General features: G+C 63.6%; 12 protein-coding genes and 2 pseudogenes. 11 read left to right on the forward strand and 3 right to left on the reverse strand.

Annotated elements, in window-relative coordinates; genetic code table 11:
• Positions 1 to 203: 203 nt before the first annotated feature.
• The 8 genes and pseudogenes from KDW55_RS10025 to KDW55_RS10060 all read left to right on the forward strand — a co-directional run.
• Positions 204 to 704, forward strand: a complete 501-nt coding sequence (locus tag KDW55_RS10025; protein WP_315854879.1) for an OmpA family protein — start codon at positions 204 to 206, stop codon at positions 702 to 704.
• 183 nt (positions 705 to 887) lie between these two features.
• The gene (locus tag KDW55_RS10030) at positions 888 to 3725 is read left to right on the forward strand and encodes an Ig-like domain-containing protein (RefSeq protein ID WP_212160752.1); all 2838 of its coding nucleotides are present in this window, start codon (positions 888 to 890) and stop codon (positions 3723 to 3725) included.
• A 319-nt stretch (positions 3726 to 4044) separates the two neighbouring features.
• Positions 4045 to 6372, forward strand: a complete 2328-nt coding sequence (locus tag KDW55_RS10035) for a type I secretion system permease/ATPase (protein WP_212160751.1) — start codon at positions 4045 to 4047, stop codon at positions 6370 to 6372.
• A gap of 17 nt (positions 6373 to 6389) precedes the next feature.
• Positions 6390 to 7622 carry an HlyD family type I secretion periplasmic adaptor subunit gene (locus KDW55_RS10040; protein WP_156789062.1) on the forward strand — a complete coding sequence of 411 codons (1233 nt, stop codon included), beginning with the start codon at positions 6390 to 6392 and terminating at the stop codon, positions 7620 to 7622.
• Positions 7623 to 7624: 2 nt separating this feature from the next.
• Positions 7625 to 9106, forward strand: coding sequence for a TolC family protein (locus KDW55_RS10045; RefSeq protein ID WP_249173953.1), 1482 nt, complete (start codon positions 7625 to 7627; stop codon positions 9104 to 9106).
• A 201-nt stretch (positions 9107 to 9307) separates the two neighbouring features.
• Entirely contained in the window at positions 9308 to 10027 is a 720-nt protein-coding gene (locus tag KDW55_RS10050) for a hypothetical protein (protein WP_167432654.1), read from the forward strand.
• Positions 10028 to 10532: 505 nt separating this feature from the next.
• Positions 10533 to 11069: pseudogene (locus KDW55_RS10055) on the forward strand (NmrA family NAD(P)-binding protein); the annotation flags it as partial.
• Positions 11070 to 11151: 82 nt separating this feature from the next.
• Positions 11152 to 11766: pseudogene (locus KDW55_RS10060) on the forward strand (LysR family transcriptional regulator); the annotation flags it as partial.
• Between the two features lie 225 nt (positions 11767 to 11991).
• On the opposite strand, the gene KDW55_RS10065 reads toward KDW55_RS10060, so the two are convergent.
• From KDW55_RS10065 to KDW55_RS10075, 3 genes are all read right to left on the reverse strand, one after another.
• The gene (locus KDW55_RS10065; protein WP_069242080.1) at positions 11992 to 12396 is read right to left on the reverse strand and encodes a cupin domain-containing protein; all 405 of its coding nucleotides are present in this window, start codon (positions 12394 to 12396) and stop codon (positions 11992 to 11994) included.
• A gap of 4 nt (positions 12397 to 12400) precedes the next feature.
• Complete coding sequence (locus KDW55_RS10070; protein WP_069242079.1) at positions 12401 to 12880, reverse strand: carboxymuconolactone decarboxylase family protein; 480 nt, start codon at positions 12878 to 12880, stop codon at positions 12401 to 12403.
• 148 nt (positions 12881 to 13028) lie between these two features.
• On the reverse strand, positions 13029 to 13529 hold the full coding sequence (locus tag KDW55_RS10075; RefSeq protein ID WP_069242078.1) for an Ohr family peroxiredoxin: 501 nt from the start codon (positions 13527 to 13529) through the stop codon (positions 13029 to 13031).
• A gap of 454 nt (positions 13530 to 13983) precedes the next feature.
• Between KDW55_RS10075 and KDW55_RS10080 the strand changes: the two genes are divergently transcribed.
• From KDW55_RS10080 to KDW55_RS10090, 3 genes are all read left to right on the forward strand, one after another.
• Positions 13984 to 15951 (forward strand): efflux transporter outer membrane subunit, encoded by a 1968-nt coding sequence (locus KDW55_RS10080; protein WP_212160750.1) that lies wholly within the window; start codon positions 13984 to 13986, stop codon positions 15949 to 15951.
• A 34-nt stretch (positions 15952 to 15985) separates the two neighbouring features.
• A complete protein-coding gene (locus KDW55_RS10085; protein WP_212160749.1) occupies positions 15986 to 17305 on the forward strand; it encodes an HlyD family efflux transporter periplasmic adaptor subunit in 1320 nt (439 codons plus the stop codon).
• Positions 17306 to 17408: 103 nt separating this feature from the next.
• Complete coding sequence (locus KDW55_RS10090) at positions 17409 to 18965, forward strand: DHA2 family efflux MFS transporter permease subunit (protein WP_069242425.1); 1557 nt, start codon at positions 17409 to 17411, stop codon at positions 18963 to 18965.
• Positions 18966 to 19184: the final 219 nt, after the last annotated feature.

Below are 19184 nucleotides of genomic sequence, written 5' to 3' on the forward strand. Positions count from 1 at the left end.
CTCTCGTTCTTCGGTCGTGCATGCTCGGTGCGATCGCTGCCGCGCTGGGCGCATGTGCAACCCAGTCCGGGCCGACATACAGCATCCGCGCACTGAGTTCGCCTGAGCAACAGGAGCCGATATACCGGGTGACATGCGCAGGCATGCTGTCAAGCAGCAATGCGTGTGTCGCGGCGGCACAAAAGTTCTGCACGGACAAAGGCATGACGCAACTTCATTCGGTCGACCGCGTTCGCGACGGCGTGGCGTTGAAAGATCCGCGTGAAATCGACTTCATGTGCGGAAAGCCAAGCCCGAAACCGGCGGCTCACCTGCCGCCGCCGCAGCCGCCTCAGCCGGCTCCGCAACCCGCATCCCGGCCACAGGTGCTGTTGCAAGGTAATGCGCATTTTGCGACCGACAGCGCGGCACTGACCGTAACGGCCCGTCGCGCGCTTGATCAGTTTTTGGGCGTGAATGGCGGTGTCGAGTTTCGCCGGGTGACCGTCACCGGCTACACCGATTCGACCGGTTCCGTCCCGCATAACCAACGCCTGTCCGAAGCGCGCGCGCGTTCGGTAATCAGCTATCTGCGCATCGGCGGCTTGCAGGCCCAACAGTTCATTGCCGAAGGCAGAGGAGCCGCAGATCCGGTTGCAACCAACAGCACTGCAGAAGGACGCGCACAAAACCGCCGAGTCGAAATTCGACTCGCGACGGAGTAAGTCCGGCAAGCGTCAGCGTTGCTCCGGCAAGGCCAATGCTTTTGCCGACGCCGGACTACGACCGAACTGAACGCGCACGCACCTGCATATTGCACGTGCGTTCAATTTCAACAGCGCATACGGCCGCATTGATTGCGTCGCCGTTTCCACGCGAAATAGAAGTATCCAGCACAAGGATTAGTAGTGAGCATTTCTACCAATGCAATGACGAGGGCTGTAAAGCGGCCGTCGCGTCCGACGATCGACAGCGTAACGGACAGTGTTCCGCCGTACACCGGCGTCGTGCCCAAGGGCGGTCTGACCAATGATTCGCGTCCGAAGATGAGCGGGCGAGGCGATGCAGGTTCGACGATCCACATCCTGGTGGACGGCCGGGAGGTCGGCACCGTAGTAGTTGCAGCGAACGGTACGTGGAACTTTACGTTGCCGAAGGCGTTGGCGGACGGGGAATACCGCTTGACCGTACGCGCGAGCAACGACGCGGGTTTGAGTGTGCCGTCGACGTCATATGGGATCCAGGTGGACACCACGCCGCCGTCGCAACCGAAGGTCGAGACGGCGACGGACGGGAAGCAGCCGGTCGTGTCGGGACGCTCGGAAGCCTATTCGAAGGTGACCGTCTACGAAGGCACGAAGGTATTGGGTACGGTAACGACCAACGAGGATGGGACGTGGTCGTTCCAGCTGCCGTCCGGCCTGTCCGGCGGCAAGCATGTGCTGACCGTGACGGCGATGGATCCAGCGGGAAACACGAGCATTGCATCGGCGGCATATGAGGTGACGGTCGAGGCAGTAACCTCGCCGGCGCCGACGCCGGTCGCGACGGCGATCCTGGACAATCTCGGGCGAGATAGCGGCAGTTCCAATGCCGACCGTGTGACTAACGACGGGACGGCCGGACGTTTGTTGAGCGGCCGCTTGTCCGCGACGTTGCCCGCCGGGCAGAAAGTCCAGGTTTCGACGGACGGCGGCAAGACGTGGCAAGACGCGCTGATGAAGTCGGACGGTACCTGGGTGGCGATCGATCCGAACGCGCACGCCGGAAAGTGGACCGTGCAGACGCGTGTAGTCAATGCAGATGGCATGTCGGGACCGCTCAAGGCGTATGACGTGGAGCTGGATACGACTGCGCCCGGCGCGCCGGCATCGGCGACACGCTCGGGGAACGTGATAGACGTATCGCTGGCCGGCAAAGGGATGTCGGCGGGCGACATGGTCAACGTGATGATCGGCGATCATCGGATCGCTTACACGCTCACGGCAGCGGATATTGCTGCCGGACGCGTGAAGGTAGCAATTCCCGCGAACATTGCCGCGACGATCGACGAGCACGTTAGCTACGGCGTGGCGCTGGTAGATGGCAGCGGGAATATTTCGGATTACCTGGTCACGCGATACGTGGAGGTCACTGCGGGAGCGGGTTCACACGCGGGCATTGATTTCAAGGTTGTCGACTTCAACAGCGAGAAGCCGCGCGACCTGGGCGCCAGTGGGATACCGGTCAATTTCGGTACTTTTTCGTTGTCGCTCGATCCAACCATCAAAGACCAAGGCATCCGGCAAGCCGGTGGGAGTCCCGTCGCGGGGAAAATCAAGCCCGAAGTGGGCGAAACAGGACTGTTGATCGCTGCCAACAAGGCGAAATTTTTCCTTAATGACGGAGCGCACGCCCAGGCATTGACCATCGACATAGGCATCAACTCGTCGAACTACTGGAATTACGCAATCGATTTTCTCGATGAAACAGGATCCCTGGTTTATCGGTATTTCCTCACCAAAGATGGTTCGAAGGTGGCCGCGGGCGAAATCAATTCGTACCATATCGTGATGCCCAATGACCTCGAGTTTTCGTCGTTTATATTGAGCGTGAGTGGTGGAGGCCCATATGTGCCTGCCGAGGGGTCGGGGTTCTGGATCGACAATATCGGTTTCTCCGGCGGAAGCTTCAGCACAATCGCGCCTGATGTTGATGTGACGTTCAACGGCGAGAAACCGCGCGACCTGGGCGCCAGTGGAATACCGATCAATTTCGGTGCTTTTTCGTTGTCGCTCGATCCAACCATCAAAGACCAAGGTATCCGGCAGGCCGGTGGGAGTCCCATTGCGGGAAAAATCAAGCCCGAAGTCGGCGAAACGGGGTTGTTGATCTCTGCTAACAAGGCGAAATTTTTCCTTAACGATGGGGCGCATGCCCAGGGTTTGAAAATCGACATAGGCATCACCTCCTCGATCTACTGGAATTATGCAATCGATTTTCTTGATGAATCAGGATCGCTGGTTTATCGGCATTTCCTCACCAAAGATGGTTCCAAGGTGGCCGCAGGCGAAATCAATTCGTACCATATTGTGCTACCCAATGACCTCGAGTTTTCGTCATTTATATTCAGCATGAGTGGTGGAGGCCCATATCTGCCTGCCGAGGGGCCGGGATTCTGGATCGACAATATCGGTTTCTCCGGCGGAAGCTTCGCCAAATCGAAATGGGAAACGACCACCGAAATCGTGCCGCCCGCAGACGTGCAGCATGTGTCTGACATCGCTGATGGTGCTTACTACGGCGCCGCTGATGGCAGCGAATTTCAAGTCGATCACGTTTCCTACTTCTCTGGCGGGAACAGCGGCATTCACGGCGGCGCCGGCACGGATACACTGAAGCTCACGGGCGCGGGCCAAGTGCTGGATCTGTCGAAGCTGATTAATGTCGACGGTCACGACAAGATTTCGTCCATCGAGATCATCGACATTACCGGTACGGGCAACAACACGCTGAAGCTGTCGATGAGCGACGTGCTGGAATTGGGTCACAAGGATCTGTTCCTTGTCGACGGCCACACGCAACTAATGGTGAACGGAAATTCCGGCGACCGCGTCGACTTGTCCGACATGAGCGGGCTGGAAGCGGGGGGCTGGACGAAAGAGGGGACGGTGGCGGTCAACGGATCAGCCTACGTCGTCTATGAAAACACTGCGTTGAACGTCGAACTGCTGGTGCAATCCACCGTGACAACGCAACTCGTCTAAACCTGGCCGATTGCATTGCATGGCGCAAACATGTGCCATGCGATGCGTCGTAGTTTCCCGTTTCGATTCGATTTCGCATCGAGCGCGCCGTCCGTCGTCCGAAACGATGACCGACGGCGCGGCTCAGACCGCGCGAAATAGCGGCGAAGCGAGCCCGAGGGGCTAACGGTTCGCGATACGAATCCGATTCCGATGTGACGCATATGAATCCCGATATGCCGTCCCTCTCAAATTCAACGTTTTTTTAGAACATCACGTCCGTACGAACACGGGCGGCATTCGACTTGAATCGTCGAGCACTCGCTTGATGATCGACGCTATGAGCACCCAAACCTTCGATAGCAATATCACGCATGACAGCAATGCAGCTCTGTCCGAAACGATCGGACGCGACAGCCTGCTGGATGCCGTTTCCTGGATCTGCGACTACTACGGACACGGCCGTACTCGCGACGCGTTGACGGCAGGACTGGCTATGTCCGCATCATTGACGCCATCGCTTGCACTGGAGCTGCTCGCCCAAGCGGGATTGAGTGCGAAGCTGGTAGAGCGGAAATTGTCGCAATTGCCCGAGCATCTTCTTCCCGTCGTTCTGCTGCGGAAAAACAGCGACGCGTGCGTTTTGCTCGGTCGAAGCGCCGGTCCGTCCGGACTGAAAGACCCGCGCATCGTCTACCGGGTGATGACGCCTGAATTCGGCACGGGTCCGGTCGAATGTCGGGAAGATGAACTCGGCGACACCTATTCCGGCTACGCGATCCTCGTCAAGCCGCTCGCGAAGCCCGACAGCCGCGGCGGCGAACCGCTCGGCGAACCGGCAGGCCACTGGTTGCTCCGCACGCTTTGGCACTACCGCAACTACTATGCGAGCGCCGCGCTGGGCGCTTTCCTCATCAACGTGCTCGGCCTCGCAAGCGTGTTCTTCACGATGAACGTGTACGACCGCGTCGTGCCGAACCAGGCATACGCGACGCTCTGGTCGCTCGCGATCGGTGTCGCGCTCGCGATGCTGATGGAGGCGGTTTCGCGTCACGTGCGCGCGCACGTGCTCGACACGGCTGGCAAGAAGGCCGATCTCGTGCTCGGCAGCCTGCTGTTCAGGCAGGCGCTCGCGATCCGGATGGAGCGCCGGCCGGCGTCGGCCGGCTCGTTCGCCCATCGCCTGCGCGAGTTCGAATCGGTGCGCGACTTCGCGACGTCCGCGACACTTTCCGCGATCTCCGACTTGCCGTTCGTGCTGCTGTTCGTCGGCGTGATCTTCGCAGTTGCCGGGCCGCTCGGCTGGATCCCGCTGCTGATGATCCCGCTCATCGTCGGAATCGGCCTGCTCGTGCAGTGGCCGCTCGCGCGTGCGATGCGCGAGAACCTTCGGGAAGCGTCGCTCAAGCAAGGCGTACTCATCGAATCGATCGAGGGGCTCGAAACGCTGAAGGCGGTCGGCGGTGAGGGCGCGATGCGGCATCGCTGGGACACATTCAGCGCGAAGGCGGCGGCGTCGTCGATGAAGTCGCGTCAGCTTTCGAGCCTCTCGACGAGTATCGTGACGGGTCTCCAGCAACTGCAGACCGTCGTAATCGTAGTCGCGGGCGTCTACCTGATCGGGGCGGGCACGCTCACGCAAGGCGCGCTGATCGGCGCGGTGATGCTTGCCGGCCGAGCGACCGCGCCCCTCGGGCAGATCATGGCGCTGGCATTGCGCTTTCAGCAGGCGAAAGCCGCGCTGCAATCGCTGAACGAACTGATGGCGATGCCGCTGGATCACGACGCCGCGCACGAATACCTTGCCCGGCCGCCGCTGACCGGCCACGTGAAGCTCGACAACGTGTCGTTTGCCTATCCGTCGGCGGCCGCGCAGAACCCGTCGGTACTGCAGGGCCTGTCGGTCGAAATAGGCGCGGGTGAACGCGTCGCGATACTCGGCCGGGTCGGCAGCGGGAAATCGACGCTGCTGCGATTGATCGCTCGCCTGTATCGGCCAACTGATGGAAAGGTGCTTGCCGACGGCCTCGATGCCGAGCAAATCGCGCCCGCAGACTGGCGTAATACGTTCGGCTATGTAAGTCAGGACAGCCGCCTTTTCTACGGCTCGCTGCGCGAGAACGTGACGCTCGGGCGGCCCGACGCAACCACGGACGAGCTGGTCAGGGCGTTGCAATTGACGGGGCTGGGCGAGCTGGTCGCGCGACATCCGCTTGGCGTCAACTTGCCGGTCGGAGAAAACGGCAGCGAACTGTCGGGCGGCCAGCGGCAGCTTGTTGCGCTCGCACGCAGCCTGATCGCGCGTCCGCGCGCGTTGCTGCTGGACGAGCCGACGAGCGCGATGGACACGCAAACGGAGACGCTCTTCATCGAACACCTGCGGCAAGCGACGGTCGGTCAGACGCTTGTGGTCGTAACGCACCGCACCTCGATGCTCGCACTCGTCGATCGCATCGTGATCGTCGATCACGGGAAAGTCGTCATGGACGGGCCGAAGGCTCGCGTGCTCGCCGAATTGTCGGGGCAGTCGGCGCCGGATCGACGGCGCACGCCAAATGAACCGGAGCCTGCACGCGGCCGTTTTGCCCGAATTACCGAGCGGGCCGGGCATCTCGCCGGCACGGAGGGCGAATCCGCGACCGCGGATACGGACGCCACGGAGGCATGACGATGAAAGTTGGAGCGATGTTGCGGCGGCGCAAGACCGAGCCGCGATTGCTGGTACAGGACGCGGCTTTCATGAACGACATTCGTGAGGCGCTCTTGGTGCGTTCGTCGGCCGGTGCTCAGTCCGTGCTGTACGTCGTTGCCGCCGTGCTCGGTATCGGGTTGGCATGGGCGCACTTCGCGCGTGTCGAAGAAGTTACGCGCGGGGACGCGACCGTGGTGTCTCAGAGTCGGGAGCAGGTCATACAGAGCCTGGAAGGCGGGATCGTCGAGCGAATCGCCGTACGCGAGGGCGATCTCGTCGAGAAAGGGCAGTTGTTGGCCAAGATCGATCCGACCCGCGCGCAATCGAGTTATCGCGAATTGCGGTCAAAGGCAGTCGGCCTGAAGGCGACTGTCGCTCGGCTGCGCGCCGAGGCATACGGCATTCCGCTCGCGTTTCCCTACGAAGTTGCGCGGGAACCGGATCTTGTCCGGCAAGAGACGGCGGCCTATCGTGCTCGTCGGCGGGCGCTCGACGAAAGCGTCGCTGCGTTGACGCAGAGCCGGACGCTCGTGTCGCGCGAGCTTGCGATGTCGGAGCCGCTCGCGGCGAAAGGCTTGATCTCGGAGGTCGAAATCTTGCGCATGCGGCGACAGGCGGCCGATATCGACGCTCAAATCGTCGAGCGCAGGAGTCGCTATCGGGCAGATGCCGGCGCGGAGCTGACGCGATTGGAGCCGGAACTCGCGCAAACGAGCGAATCGCTCGTCGGTCGCGCCGACGTCCTGGAGCGCACCGACATCGTCGCAGTAAGCCGCGGTGTCGTGAAGAACCTGCGGATCCACACGCCGGGCGCGATCGTGCAACCGGGCGAACACATTATGGAAATCGCGCCGGTCGACGACACGCTTCTGGTCGAAACGCGCATCAAGCCCTCCGATGTCGCGTTCCTGCGTCCCGGAATGCCGGCGCTGGTGAAAGTCAGTGCGTACGATTTCGCGATCTACGGTGGACTTCATGGGCGCGTCGTCAGCGTGGGGCCGGACACGGTGAAAGACGAACAACGCGCGGCCACAGGGCGGCCGGACGCGACGTACTACCGGCTGATGGTCGAGACCGACACGAACGCGCTGCACATCGCGGGCAAGCGCTTGCCGATACTTCCCGGGATGCAGGCAACGGTCGATATCCGTACCGGCGAAAAGACAGTGCTCGACTATTTGTTGAAGCCGATATTCAAAGTTCGCGAAGCGTTCCGGGAGCGTTGAACATGAGTGATCGTCGAAATCTTGCACGCGCCCGCGTCGAGTTTGCGCGCCGGCGCGTGCCGGTGTCGGCTGTAGTCGCACTCGCGATACCGATCGCCGCGATCGCATGGCAACCGGCCAGGGCAGCCGACATGCCGCCGGTCATCTTGACGCCGGCGAGCCCAACGACAACCCACGCGCCGCCGCGCGATATGCCGGAGGAAGCCGGTCAGAGAGAAGCGCCTGCCGTTCCCGGCCCGCAGATCCCGGCCACGGGAGCGCGATCCTTCGCTACCGAGGCTCATTTACGGCAGTTGCTCTATGCCGCTGCCCAAGCGGCTATGGACGTCAGTCCGCAGGTGCGCGGGCTGTATGCGGAGTATCAGGCCGCTCAGTCGGACGTCAGCCAGGCGAAGGCGGCCCGCTGGCCCCAACTTCAACTCAACGGCCGGACGCGTTCGATGCAGTTCGGTTCGAATGCAGGCAATGGATATGATCCGGGCAACTCGATCAGTGCAGACCTCACGACGACGCTGTTTGACTGGGGGCGCAACGCGAAGCAGATCGCGAGCCGCAGAGAGCTCGCGAATGCGAATCAGGAGCGCTACATCGCGCAAATGGAGGACTCCGCGTATCAGGTGTCGACCACGCTCGCGGAACTCGCGAAACAACGCAATATCGCAGCGCTCAGTCAGCAGTTCGTCGATCGGATGACTCAGCTGGTCGGCATGCTCGCGGCTATCGTTGCGACCGATCGCGGCCGTGCCAGCGAGCTGACGCAGGCAGAGGCGCGCCTGCTACAGGCGCAGGCGAGTCGAGATGCCGCGCTTGCCAAATGCCGCGACGCCGAGCTGAATTTGCGCAAGCTGGTGGGACAGCAGCCCGTGCCGACGCCCGCGACGTCGACCTGGCCGCTCAAACCGGCCAATCTCGAGCGCCTGATGGCAGCGCTCGACAACAATCCGCGACTTCAGCAGGCGCGCGCGGAGGCTGCGGCTGCCGATATGAATCGCGACGCGGTGCGCGCGTCAAGAAAACCGCAACTGAACTGGGTCGTCAGCGCCAGTACGGGGCATGACGTGCAGGGGCGCAGGATGCCATGGCAAACAATGCTGACGTTGAGCTGGAACGCGTTCACGGGCGGTGCTGCGACTGCCGCGACCGACGCCGCGGCATTCAGGGCGCTGGCCGGGTGGCGCCAGGTCGAGCAAACGCGTCTCGATCTCGAGTATCAAGTGCGAACTGCGGACGAGGACGCCCGGTCGTTTGGCGCACGCGCGAACCAGTACCGTGCTCTGTCGGTGGAGTCGGATCGGGTGCGCAAGGCGTTTTTCGATCAGTGGTATCACCTTGGACGGCGCACGCTGCTCGACGTGCTGATTGCGGAGAGCGATTACTACAACAATCGGGTGAGCGAAGTGGCCTATCGATTCGATGGCTACGTCGCTACGCTGCGCGGCTATGCATCGGCAGGCTTGCTCGTCCAGTGGCTTCGGGAAGGTTAGCGTGTGCCGCTCACGCGAGCGCGACGACAGATGCAGACAAGCGCAACGGAGAAAGCAATGAGAATTCACTCGACTGTGGATTGGTTCACCCCACCTGCGCCGCGGCCAGCCTCCTATTTGCCTCCACCGTATGGAGGCCGGCGCGGTGCCGTCCTTGCATTCGTGCGATCGGCCAAAGCCGAGATTCATTTGGCGACGGGGGTGTCAACGCCCAGCAGTAAGCGGTTCGGCATGAAACGGCGCGTGTGGCGGGCAGTGGACTTCGGGCATGACAATCTCGCATGGAGCCGCTCGCGCACACGACACGGTGGTGGCCGGATCGCACTCACTGCGGTGTGCAGTGCGCTGTTCGGTGCGGCAATTGCCGTATGGTTTGGCACGAGCCTGCCGGATGCCGTGGCGCTGTCGAAAAAGGCGGCTTTTTCGAGCGCGCTACCGGGCGGTCAGGGAGCTGGAGTGGTACACGGAGATCGTGCAGACACCCTGGCACTGCGCGCATCGGGCGAAGTGGCTGTCGCCGGCGCGCACACGGATTCGAACGAGCAGCATACTCGAACGGGGAAGTTGCTGGCGTCGGAGCCGTTGCGTCAAGCTGGTGTCCGGGAGCAACGGGAGTCAGGTCGGTCTGTTGTGCTTCCGGACGATCGGCGCCCGCGCGCGCATCAGCGGAAGGCGGCACCCGGCGAGAGCAAACGTGCGGTAGCGCGCCCGGTGCGTCCCGCGAGCGTGGCACTTGCCGTGCCAGCTCCCGAATCGGCGCACGAATGTGAAGGCGAGTGGCTGTGTGGCGAAAATTTGCAGGCGGCGAGGATCGAATTGGCGAACCACGAAGCGGCGCGCGGACGGCAGCAGGCGACACGCGGATATTCGCCGGGCAATGCGATTCACTTCAGGGAGCACACGCGCTTGACCGACTCGTAATTTGACCAGTGACGCGTGGGATCCCGCGAGCGACGATCACTGGCCGCGTTCGCACGGGACCGCTTCGATTTCGACCTTGGCGGCGTGGATTGACCAGCATGAGCGAGGTGGATCCCCGCAGCATCAACGCGCGATCGAAACGCATATATACGCGTCGTGACGACGTGGCAATGTTGACTCGAACGTCGGGATCCTGCGGGCGTCGAGAAGATGAGCGCGAACGGCGGCGCCTTTGATCCCGATGCGCATTTCCAGTTACGCGGCCCCCGGCCTTGTCGAGGGGTTGTCTTGCGCCACTTTCATGTGTCGTTTTAAATCAATGCATTCCTGTCTGACAGCCAGTCGCAGCGTGACCGGTTGAGCGCTTTCCGCACATACAGGCAGCGCACGTTAGCGCCGCATTGGCTCGATCAATACCCGGACGCGGCCCGGCGTTGCCGGGCCTCGACAACGATTGTGTTACTTGACCGGCGTGAGCACCGGCGCCCCCTTATTCTTGATCAGGAACTTCTTCCGTACATCGGCACGCAATCTCGGCAAGGCCGAGGTTGCCGCAGGCGTGCGCCATCACGTTGCACTGTCGATCGTCGGCTGCGACCGGATGCCGGAGAACGGTTATTTCCTGGCCAAGGTCGCGCAAGAGCAGGCCATCGACGCAGCGGGCGTGCCGTACACGATCGTGCGTGCCACGCAGTTCATGGAATTCATTGGCGGCATCGCTGATTTCAGCACGCGAGACGGTACGGTCCGCATCGGCGACGGCCTGTTTCAACCGATCGCTGCAGAAGACGTGTCGGCACTCGTCGCTCAGGCTGCGCTCGCCGGGCCGCAGAACGGCACGGTCGAGATCGCAGGTCCGGATCGCGCACCGTTCGCGGAGATCGTTGCACGGTACCTGAAGTCGGTCGGCGATACGCGTACGGTGGTGACCGATCGCGACGCCCGCTACTACGGCGGCCGCGTTGAGGCGCAATCGCTGGTGCCGCTCGGGCCGGCGCGGCTGGGTCGCATCGGTCTTGACCGGTGGCTCGCGGCAAGCTGATTTCCGTTCGCACGTGAAGCTGTTCGCCGGCGCATGCCGGCGAAGGGCAATCGGAGTGAGCGGCATGTCTGGGGAAGCGGAAATGAATCAATCGGATACAGCGGAGCACGGCGTTCGGCGCGAGCTGGCCCGTCGTGCCGATGCACTGTCGGCGAGCTTCGGCGCCAGCTACGCGGGCATCCTTGCATTCGTCGCGGTGGCGAGCGAGGGCAGTTTTACCAAAGCCGCCGAGCTGCTCGGCGTCGGCCGGCCGGCCGTGAGCCGGAACGTCCAGAAGCTCGAGGCGCAGCTGAGCACGAGGCTGTTCCAGCGGACCACCCGCATGACCGAGCTCACGTGCGAAGGTCAGCGGTTCTTCGAGAACTGCCACCAGGGCGTCGCGCAGATCGTCGAGGCCATGAACGACATGCTGGAGCTGCGGCAGGGGCCGCCGCGCGGCCTGATCCGTATCAGCTCAGCGGTGGGGTTTGGCCGGAAAATCGTTGCGCCGTTGCTGGAAAAGTTTGCGCAGGCGTACCCCGACATCGTCTTCGATCTGCTGCTCGACGACCGGCCGATCGACCTCGTATCGGAACGGATCGACGTGGCGTTTCGCAATGGCCGCATCGAAGACTCCAGCATCATTGCGCGGCAGCTGATTCCGATGCAGATGGCGCTTTGCGCGTCGCCGTCGTACGTGGCGAAGCACGGGCTCCCGGGGGGCCTTTGATTCCCGTGCGCTTTTCCGGTTAGGTGATCTTAAGCGCGGCAAAACTCCTGGCTGCGACCCCAAATATTTATCATGTTAAATCAGTATGTTGCTGATCCGTGGATCAACGGTGGGTCGAGTTCGGCCTAATACCCGGCGACAGGTATTCAATGCGTCGCTTCGCTTGAAACTGGCAACGCGGCCCGGGGTTGCCCGGCCGCGCAAGTGGCTACACTACTTCACCGGAGTGAGGACCGGCGCCCCCTTGTTCTTGATCAGGAACACGACGAATCTTGCCGGCTTCGTGCTGCTAGCGTTCCGTCCGACCGTGTGCACGTCTTCCGGGCCTTCATGGAATGTGTCGCCGGCGTGGAGCGTGACCGTCTTTCCACCGTTTAGGCCCATCACGATGCTGCCGTCGAGCACGTAGACGAATGCGTGTGCGTCGTGGCGATGGATGGGGTCGACGCTGCCGGGCGGATAATCCACGACGATCATCTCGACTTCCTTGCCCGGATACTCGGGCAACGGTTCCGTCGTCAGTTGCGTGACCTTGGCTTGCGGTGCGGCGACGACCAGCTGAACGGGCATCAGCAGCGACAACGCAAGCGGTGCAAGTGCGAGCACGATGCGTTTCATGTCGTTACTCCAGGTTGGCCTTGTCGAGCCCGAACATCGTGTCGAACGAGCCGGGCACGATGCGGAACGCGACGTTCAGCCGGTTCCAGCAGTTGATCGCACCCACGAGGACGGTGAGATCCGACAGTTCCTGCTCGGAATAATGGGCTCGCACGCGCTCGTAGAGATCGTCCGGCACGCCGTGCGACGAGAGATGCGTCAGCGCCTCGGTCCATTCGAGCGCGGCGCGCTCGCGCGGCGAAAACAGCGGCGACTCGCGCCAGATCGCAACGTGATGCACGCGCAGTTCGCGCTCGCCGTGGATCTTCGCCATCTTGATGTGCATGTCGACGCAGAACGCGCAGCCGTTGAGCTGCGACGCGCGAATCTCGACGAGCTCGCGGACCGGAACCTCGATCGCCGTCTTCTGAAGCAGCCCGTCGAGTTCGACGAGTTTCCTGGTCAGTTCCGGCGATTGCTGAAAATAATTGATACGTTGCGTCATGATCCGTTGTCCTGATTGGTTGAAGCTGCACGAGTGGTCGTGAGCATGGCGATGCATCGCACGACCTGCCTGGCAACCATCGTAATCGCGGGTCCCGCGGGCGGGTAGGGCCGGGAACGTGCGCACTATGTTGCCGCTTCGGCACCAATCACGCCGACACGGCGACGACACTGCAGATTCCCTGCCGTGCCATCTTCGAATAGGGACACAGGCGCTCCGTGTCGCGAACGAGACGCTCCGCGACCTGCCGGTCCACGCCCGGCATGCGGATGGTGATGTTGGCCGTCAGCGCATAGCCGCCATCAACCGGATCGCGACCGAACGCCACTTCGACGGCGACTGTCGTTTCCCGGATGTCGATCCGATCGCGTTGCGCGATCAGGCTTAGCGCGCCGTGAAAGCAGGCGGCGTAGCCGGCGGCGAGAAGCTGTTCGGGGTTGGTCCCGCCGCCCGGCCCGCCGAGTTCGGTCGGCAATCGCAGATCGAGGGCGAGACAGCCGTCATCGGATCGTGCGACGCCCGATGCGCGGCCATGACCGGACTGGCCACCGGAGACGGTGACCGTGGTCGTGTAGAGCGCGGCGAATTCTCGCCCGCGGTATTTGTCGAGCAGTGTCAACGGCGGAGGTTGCAACCTCTCGTTCTCCATATGCCTCCCGGTTGCTTGTATTGATCGACGCGAGTGTTCCGAGCCCTGCGTATCGGGGCGGCGCGTCGTTTCCCGAAGCGACTCGGCGCATTGGTGCAGCGCTTGCCTGCAGGCCGTTCCCCACGACCGCCATCCGAACGATGGCCCCAGCGCTCTTGCATGCTAGGCAAAGACAGGGCGCCGGACTAGATCGGTCTGGGATGCATGGTGTTGCGCGCTACGCACCAATGCGGCGAGAACGGCCGGTGTCGCTCGCGTCGCACGTTGCACGACCGCGGGTGCAGCCGATTGGTGCCGATGAGGAACGGGAAAGTGTTCCGATGCGGGTCTACCTGCACATGCGTGCGGATCCTAGTATGACGACACGGCAGTGCGGGCCGATCTTCGGGTTGCGCATGCAGGCAACCCCTCGGTGACGCGACATGCGGCACACCTACGCAATCGGAGGCTTGCGATGGACACTTTGAATATCGGTTGGCCGACGCTTTCACGCGAACCGATTCGTACGGAACCCGACATCGACATAGGCGCGCATCTCGTCAGCGAGCGCGACGGGTACGCGCATCACGGCATCTACGTTGGAGATGGACTGGTTGTTCACTATGGCGGCTTTGATTGCTCCGCGAGGCGGTCTCCGGTGGAATGCATCTCATTGCGTCGCTTCGCGGCGAGCAACACCATCCAAGTTCAGGCGGAGCCGGATGCCATCTATACAGGAATCGCTGTCGTCGAGCGCGCCTGGTCGCGCGTCGGCGAGGATCGCTATCGGCTTCTGACGAACAACTGCGAGCACTTCTGCAGTTGGTGCGTGTGTGGTGTCGGTCACAGCGAGCAGGTGCGCCGCGGTTTGCTGAATCCATGGATCGGCATCCGAACCTTGATCGCGCTCGCGAAGGGACGCACGACGGTCATGCTTTCGATCGCGTGGCGGCATGCGTCGCGCACACTCAAGACCGGGGTGCCGGTGGTCGTCGCGGGCATGTTGTCGGCATGCGCGAACTACGCCGGCATTCACGGCGATGCGGCGATGACCGATCCGCAGCATTACGCGACGCAATGGAGCCTGCCGTTCGAGCAAGGCCGTTGGCCCACTGCGGATTGGGTCGATCAGTTCGGTGACGGCCAGTCGAAGTCCTTGATCGACGAGGCGCTCGAGCGCAGCCCGACGCTCGATCAGGCGCGCGCACGCGTGGCGGCCGCGCAGGCCTACAGCGAATCCGCGCGAGCGGGGACGATGCCGCGCGTCGATGCCAGCTACGCCCTCACCCGCCAGCAGTTTTCCGGTACGGCGCTCGTGCCGCCGCCGTATGGCGGGTCATGGCAGACGGAGAACCGCGGCATCCTGGGCGCTTCGTACGAGCTTGACCTCTGGGGCAAGAAACGCGAGGCGCTGCGCGCGTCGGTGTCCGGCCTGCAGGCGAGCCGCGCCGAGGCGGAAGCGGTCAGGCTGGCGCTTACGACGGCGATCGCACGCACCTATAACGAACTTGCACGCCTGTTCCTGTTGCATGACATCGCGCAACGGGAGATCGCCCAACGCGAGCAGATCGATCGCATCGCCGCGGACCGAATCGCGACCGGGCTCGATACGCAGGTCGAGCGGGAGACCGCCCGCGCGAATCTCGCGACGAGCCGTGCGTTGCTGAAATCGCTCGACGGCCGGATCCTCGCGGCGCGCTACCAGATTGCCGCGCTGCTCGGCGCCGGTCCCGATCGCGGCCTGGGGATCGGGCGCCCGACGCTCGGCACCGGCAACGAGGTACGCGTGCCCGACAATCTGCCCGCGGATCTCGTGAGCCGGCGCCCCGACATCGTGGCTGCCCGGTGGCGTGTCGATGCGCTCGCGCACGGCGTGAAGGAAGCGAAGGCCGAGTTCTATCCGGACATCAACCTGAGCGCCGCGATCGGACTCGATGCGTTCGGCTTCGGCCGCTTCCTGACGGCGGCGAGCCGCACCGCGTCGGTCGGACCGGCTATTCATCTGCCGATCTTCGACGCCGGTGCACTACGCGCGCAACTGAAGGGGCGCTACGCGGACTTCGATCTTGCCGTCGCGACCTATAACCAGGCGCTCGTCACCGCGCTGAGCGAGGTCGCGACGCAAGTCGCCGACGTGCGTTCAACGGACGCAGAGCTGGTCGATGCGCAGACGGCGCAGCAGGCCGCGCTGAAGGCGGCCGCGTTGGCGCTCGCGCAGTACAAGGCCGGTCTCACGAATCAACTGACGGTGTTGAACGCCGACGTCAACGCACTTTCCGCCGATCAGCGCGTCGCGAATCTGCGCATGGACCGCCGCGACCGTCAGATCGCGCTCGCGTCCGCTTTGGGCGGCGGCTTCGTCGACACGTCATTCGCGGGCGCGGGCACATCGGCACATGCCGATGCGCGCGTATCGGCCGTGCCCGCCGCCGCCGCGCGCTGAGCGGCGATCCATCGAATCTGCCTGGAGAATTGAAATGAGCGAAATCGATCCGCCGGTACACAAGCCGGCCGACGCCCCCCGCGCGAATTGTGATACGTCGCCGTCGGGCGGCGACGATGTCGCAAGCGAAGACGCGCCGCGCCGCCGCCGGCTGCTGCTGGCGCTGCTCGGCGTGACGGTCGTGGCGGCGTCGATTGCGTACGCCGCGTACTACCTGACGTTCGCGCGTTACCACGAATCGACCGACGACGCGTACGTCAGCGGCAATCTCGTGCAGCTGACGCCGCAGGTGGCGGGTACCGTCGTCGCGGTGAACGCCGACGATACACAGATCGTGAAGGCGGGCGATCCTGTCGTCACGCTCGACGCCGCCGACGCAAAAGTCGCGCTCGGCAACGCCGAGGCGGCGCTGGGCCAGACCGTGCGCCAGGTGAGCAGTCTCTACGTGAACGACGATCTGTACGCGGCGAACGTCGCGCAGAAGCAGTCCGATCTCGTCCGTGCCCAGGACGACCTGCGTCGTCGCGCGGCCGTTGCCGATACGGGGGCCGTGTCAGCGGAAGACATCGCGCACGCGCGCGACACCGTGGCGGCCGCGCGGGCCGCGCTCGACGCCGCGCGTCGACAGGCGGAGGCCAACCGCGCATTGACCGATCGCACGACGATCGATCAGCACCCGAACGTGCAGGCGGCCGCGTCGAAGGTGCGCGACGCGTATCTGGCCTACGCGCGCAACGTGTTGCCCGCGCCCGTCACCGGCTACGTCGCGAAGCGTTCGGTTCAGGTCGGCCAGCGCGTGTCGCCCGGCACGCCGTTGATGGCGATCGTGCCGCTCGACGGCGTATGGGTCGACGCAAACTACAAGGAAAGCCAGTTGCGCAACATGCGCATCGGTCAACCCGTCACGCTGACGGCCGACGTGTACGGCGGAAAGGTCAAGTATCACGGCCGCGTGGTCGGCTTCTCCGCGGGTACGGGCAGCGCATTCGCGAGCCTGCCCGCGCAGAACGCAACGGGCAACTGGATCAAGATCGTTCAGCGCCTGCCCGCGCGCATCCAGCTCGACCCGAAGGAACTCGACGCGCATCCGCTGCGTATCGGACTGTCGATGGATGTCGACGTGGATACGCGCGACGACACGGGCCCGCAGCTCGGTGCGGCGATCAACACGTCGTATCGCACAGACGTGTTTGCCGAATACGGCGCACAGGCGGATGCCGAGATCGAGAAGATCATCGCGCGCAACGTCGTCGGCGAGCATGCGGCGGCGCAAACCGGCGCGCCGGCGGCTTCCGGCAAGCGCGACGCAAGGGTCGCGCGCGATGCGCGCGACACCGCGCAGCGCGCAAGCTGAATCGTTGACCCGGTGCGCGTCGCTGTCGCGCCCCGGTCGATTCAATCGTCCGACTGGCCGGCTCGACACGCCGGCACAGTCGCAACTTCAGACTGGAAGCGAGATGAATTCCTCAACGCAACCCGCACCGCCGCCGCTGACGGGTGGCAAGCTCGTCCTTGCGACGCTCGCCGTCGCACTCGCGACGTTCATGAACGTGCTCGATTCGTCCATTGCCAACGTGGCGATTCCGACCATCTCGGGAAACCTCGGCGTATCCGTCGACGAAGGCACGTGGGTGATCACGCTGTTCTCGGCGGCCAATGCCGTCGCGATTCCGCTGACGGGCTGGCTCACGCAGCGCGTCGGGCAGATCAGGTTGTTCGTGGCCGCGATCGTGCTGTTCGTGTTCTCGTCGTGGCTGTGCGGCGTCGCGCCGAACCTGCTCGTGCTGCTCGCTGCGCGCGTCCTGCAGGGCGCCGTGGCGGGGCCGCTGATTCCGCTTTCGCAGGCGATCCTGCTGGGTTCGTATCCGAAGGAGAAAAGCTCGACCGCGCTCGCGCTCTGGTCGATGACCGCGACAGTCGGCCCGATTGCCGGTCCCGCGCTGGGCGGCTGGATCACCGACAGCTACAGCTGGTCGTGGATCTTCTACATCAACATTCCGGTCGGCCTGTTCGCGGCGGGCATCACGTGGATGATCTATCGCGACCGCGAGACACAGGTGCGCAAGATTCCTATCGACAAGGTCGGCCTGATGTCGCTGATCGTATGGGTCGCGACGCTGCAGATCATGCTCGACAAGGGCAAGGATCTCGACTGGTTCAGCTCGCCCGTGATCTGCACGCTTGCCGTGATCGCCGCCGTCAGCTTCGTGTTTTTCCTGATCTGGGAGCTCACGGAGCGGAACCCGATCGTCGACATTCGCCTGTTCGCGGTGCGCAATTTCCGCGGCGGCACGATTGCGATCTCGGTTGCATACGCGGTGTTCTTCTCGAACCTCGTGATCCTGCCGCAATGGATTCAGGGCTATCTCGGCTATCGGTCGGTGGACGCCGGGCTCGTGACGGCGCCGCTCGGGATCTTCGCCGTGCTGCTGGCACCGTTGATGGCGAAGATCATGCCGAAGTCGGACGCGCGGGTGCTCGCGACGCTGGCCTTCGTCGGCTTTGCGGGCGTGTTTTTCATGCGCTCGCATTACACGACGGGCGTCGACCCGTATACGCTGGTGCTGCCGACCTTGCTGCAAGGCATTCCGATGGCGCTCTTCTTCACGCCGCTGACCGCGATCATCCTGTCCGGCCTGACGCCCGACCGGATTCCGGCGGCCGCCGGGCTGTCGAATTTCGTGCGCGTGTTCGCGGGCGGCGTCGGCACGTCGCTGATCGCGACCGGATGGAACGACCGGACGATCCTGCATCATGCGCGGCTCGCCGAGCAAACGAGCGTGAACAACCCGACCTACACGAGTGCCGTCGCGCAGCTCCAGGCGATGCTCGGCGTCGGTGTGGATCAGGCCACGGCCTTCTTCGAACGCTCGCTGAACGCGCAGGCCGCGATGCTCGCGCTGAACGACATCTTCTGGGTGTCGTCGATCATCTTCGTCGGTATCATTCCGCTGGTCTGGCTCACCCGGCCGGTCAAGGGCAGCGGCGGCGGGATAGCGGCCGGCGGGCACTGAACGCGGCCGCTGGAACCGCACGGCGACGATCGCCCGGCTTCCGCGGCTGGGGGATATGCCAAACCAGCGAGCGTCGATCCCGGCATGGTGTCCGTCAACATGATGGCCACCATGCCGTCGCATTTGGCCGACTGGCCGGATCGTTGCAGGGAGCCGCCACCCCGTGCTTCAAACGCTTCGTCCAACTGTGATCAAGCCGTTCGAGGCCAGCGCGTGCCT

Source organism: Burkholderia sp. AU19243 (assembly GCF_018148075.1).
Classification (GTDB): Bacteria; Pseudomonadota; Gammaproteobacteria; order Burkholderiales; family Burkholderiaceae; genus Burkholderia; species Burkholderia latens_A.

Excerpts from the sequence above, each read along its gene's own strand:
- KDW55_RS10025 (WP_315854879.1), top strand. The coding sequence starts at position 204 with ATGACGCAACTTCATTCGGTCGACCGCGTTCGCGACGGCGTGGCGTTG.
- KDW55_RS10035 (WP_212160751.1), top strand. The coding sequence starts at position 4,045 with ATGAGCACCCAAACCTTCGATAGCAATATCACGCATGACAGCAATGCA.
- KDW55_RS10040 (WP_156789062.1), top strand. The coding sequence starts at position 6,390 with ATGTTGCGGCGGCGCAAGACCGAGCCGCGATTGCTGGTACAGGACGCG.
- KDW55_RS10045 (WP_249173953.1), top strand. The coding sequence starts at position 7,625 with ATGAGTGATCGTCGAAATCTTGCACGCGCCCGCGTCGAGTTTGCGCGC.
- KDW55_RS10065 (WP_069242080.1), bottom strand. The coding sequence starts at position 12,396 with ATGAAACGCATCGTGCTCGCACTTGCACCGCTTGCGTTGTCGCTGCTG.
- KDW55_RS10070 (WP_069242079.1), bottom strand. The coding sequence starts at position 12,880 with ATGACGCAACGTATCAATTATTTTCAGCAATCGCCGGAACTGACCAGG.
- KDW55_RS10075 (WP_069242078.1), bottom strand. The coding sequence starts at position 13,529 with ATGGAGAACGAGAGGTTGCAACCTCCGCCGTTGACACTGCTCGACAAA.
- KDW55_RS10080 (WP_212160750.1), top strand. The coding sequence starts at position 13,984 with ATGGACACTTTGAATATCGGTTGGCCGACGCTTTCACGCGAACCGATT.
- KDW55_RS10085 (WP_212160749.1), top strand. The coding sequence starts at position 15,986 with ATGAGCGAAATCGATCCGCCGGTACACAAGCCGGCCGACGCCCCCCGC.
- KDW55_RS10090 (WP_069242425.1), top strand. The coding sequence starts at position 17,409 with ATGAATTCCTCAACGCAACCCGCACCGCCGCCGCTGACGGGTGGCAAG.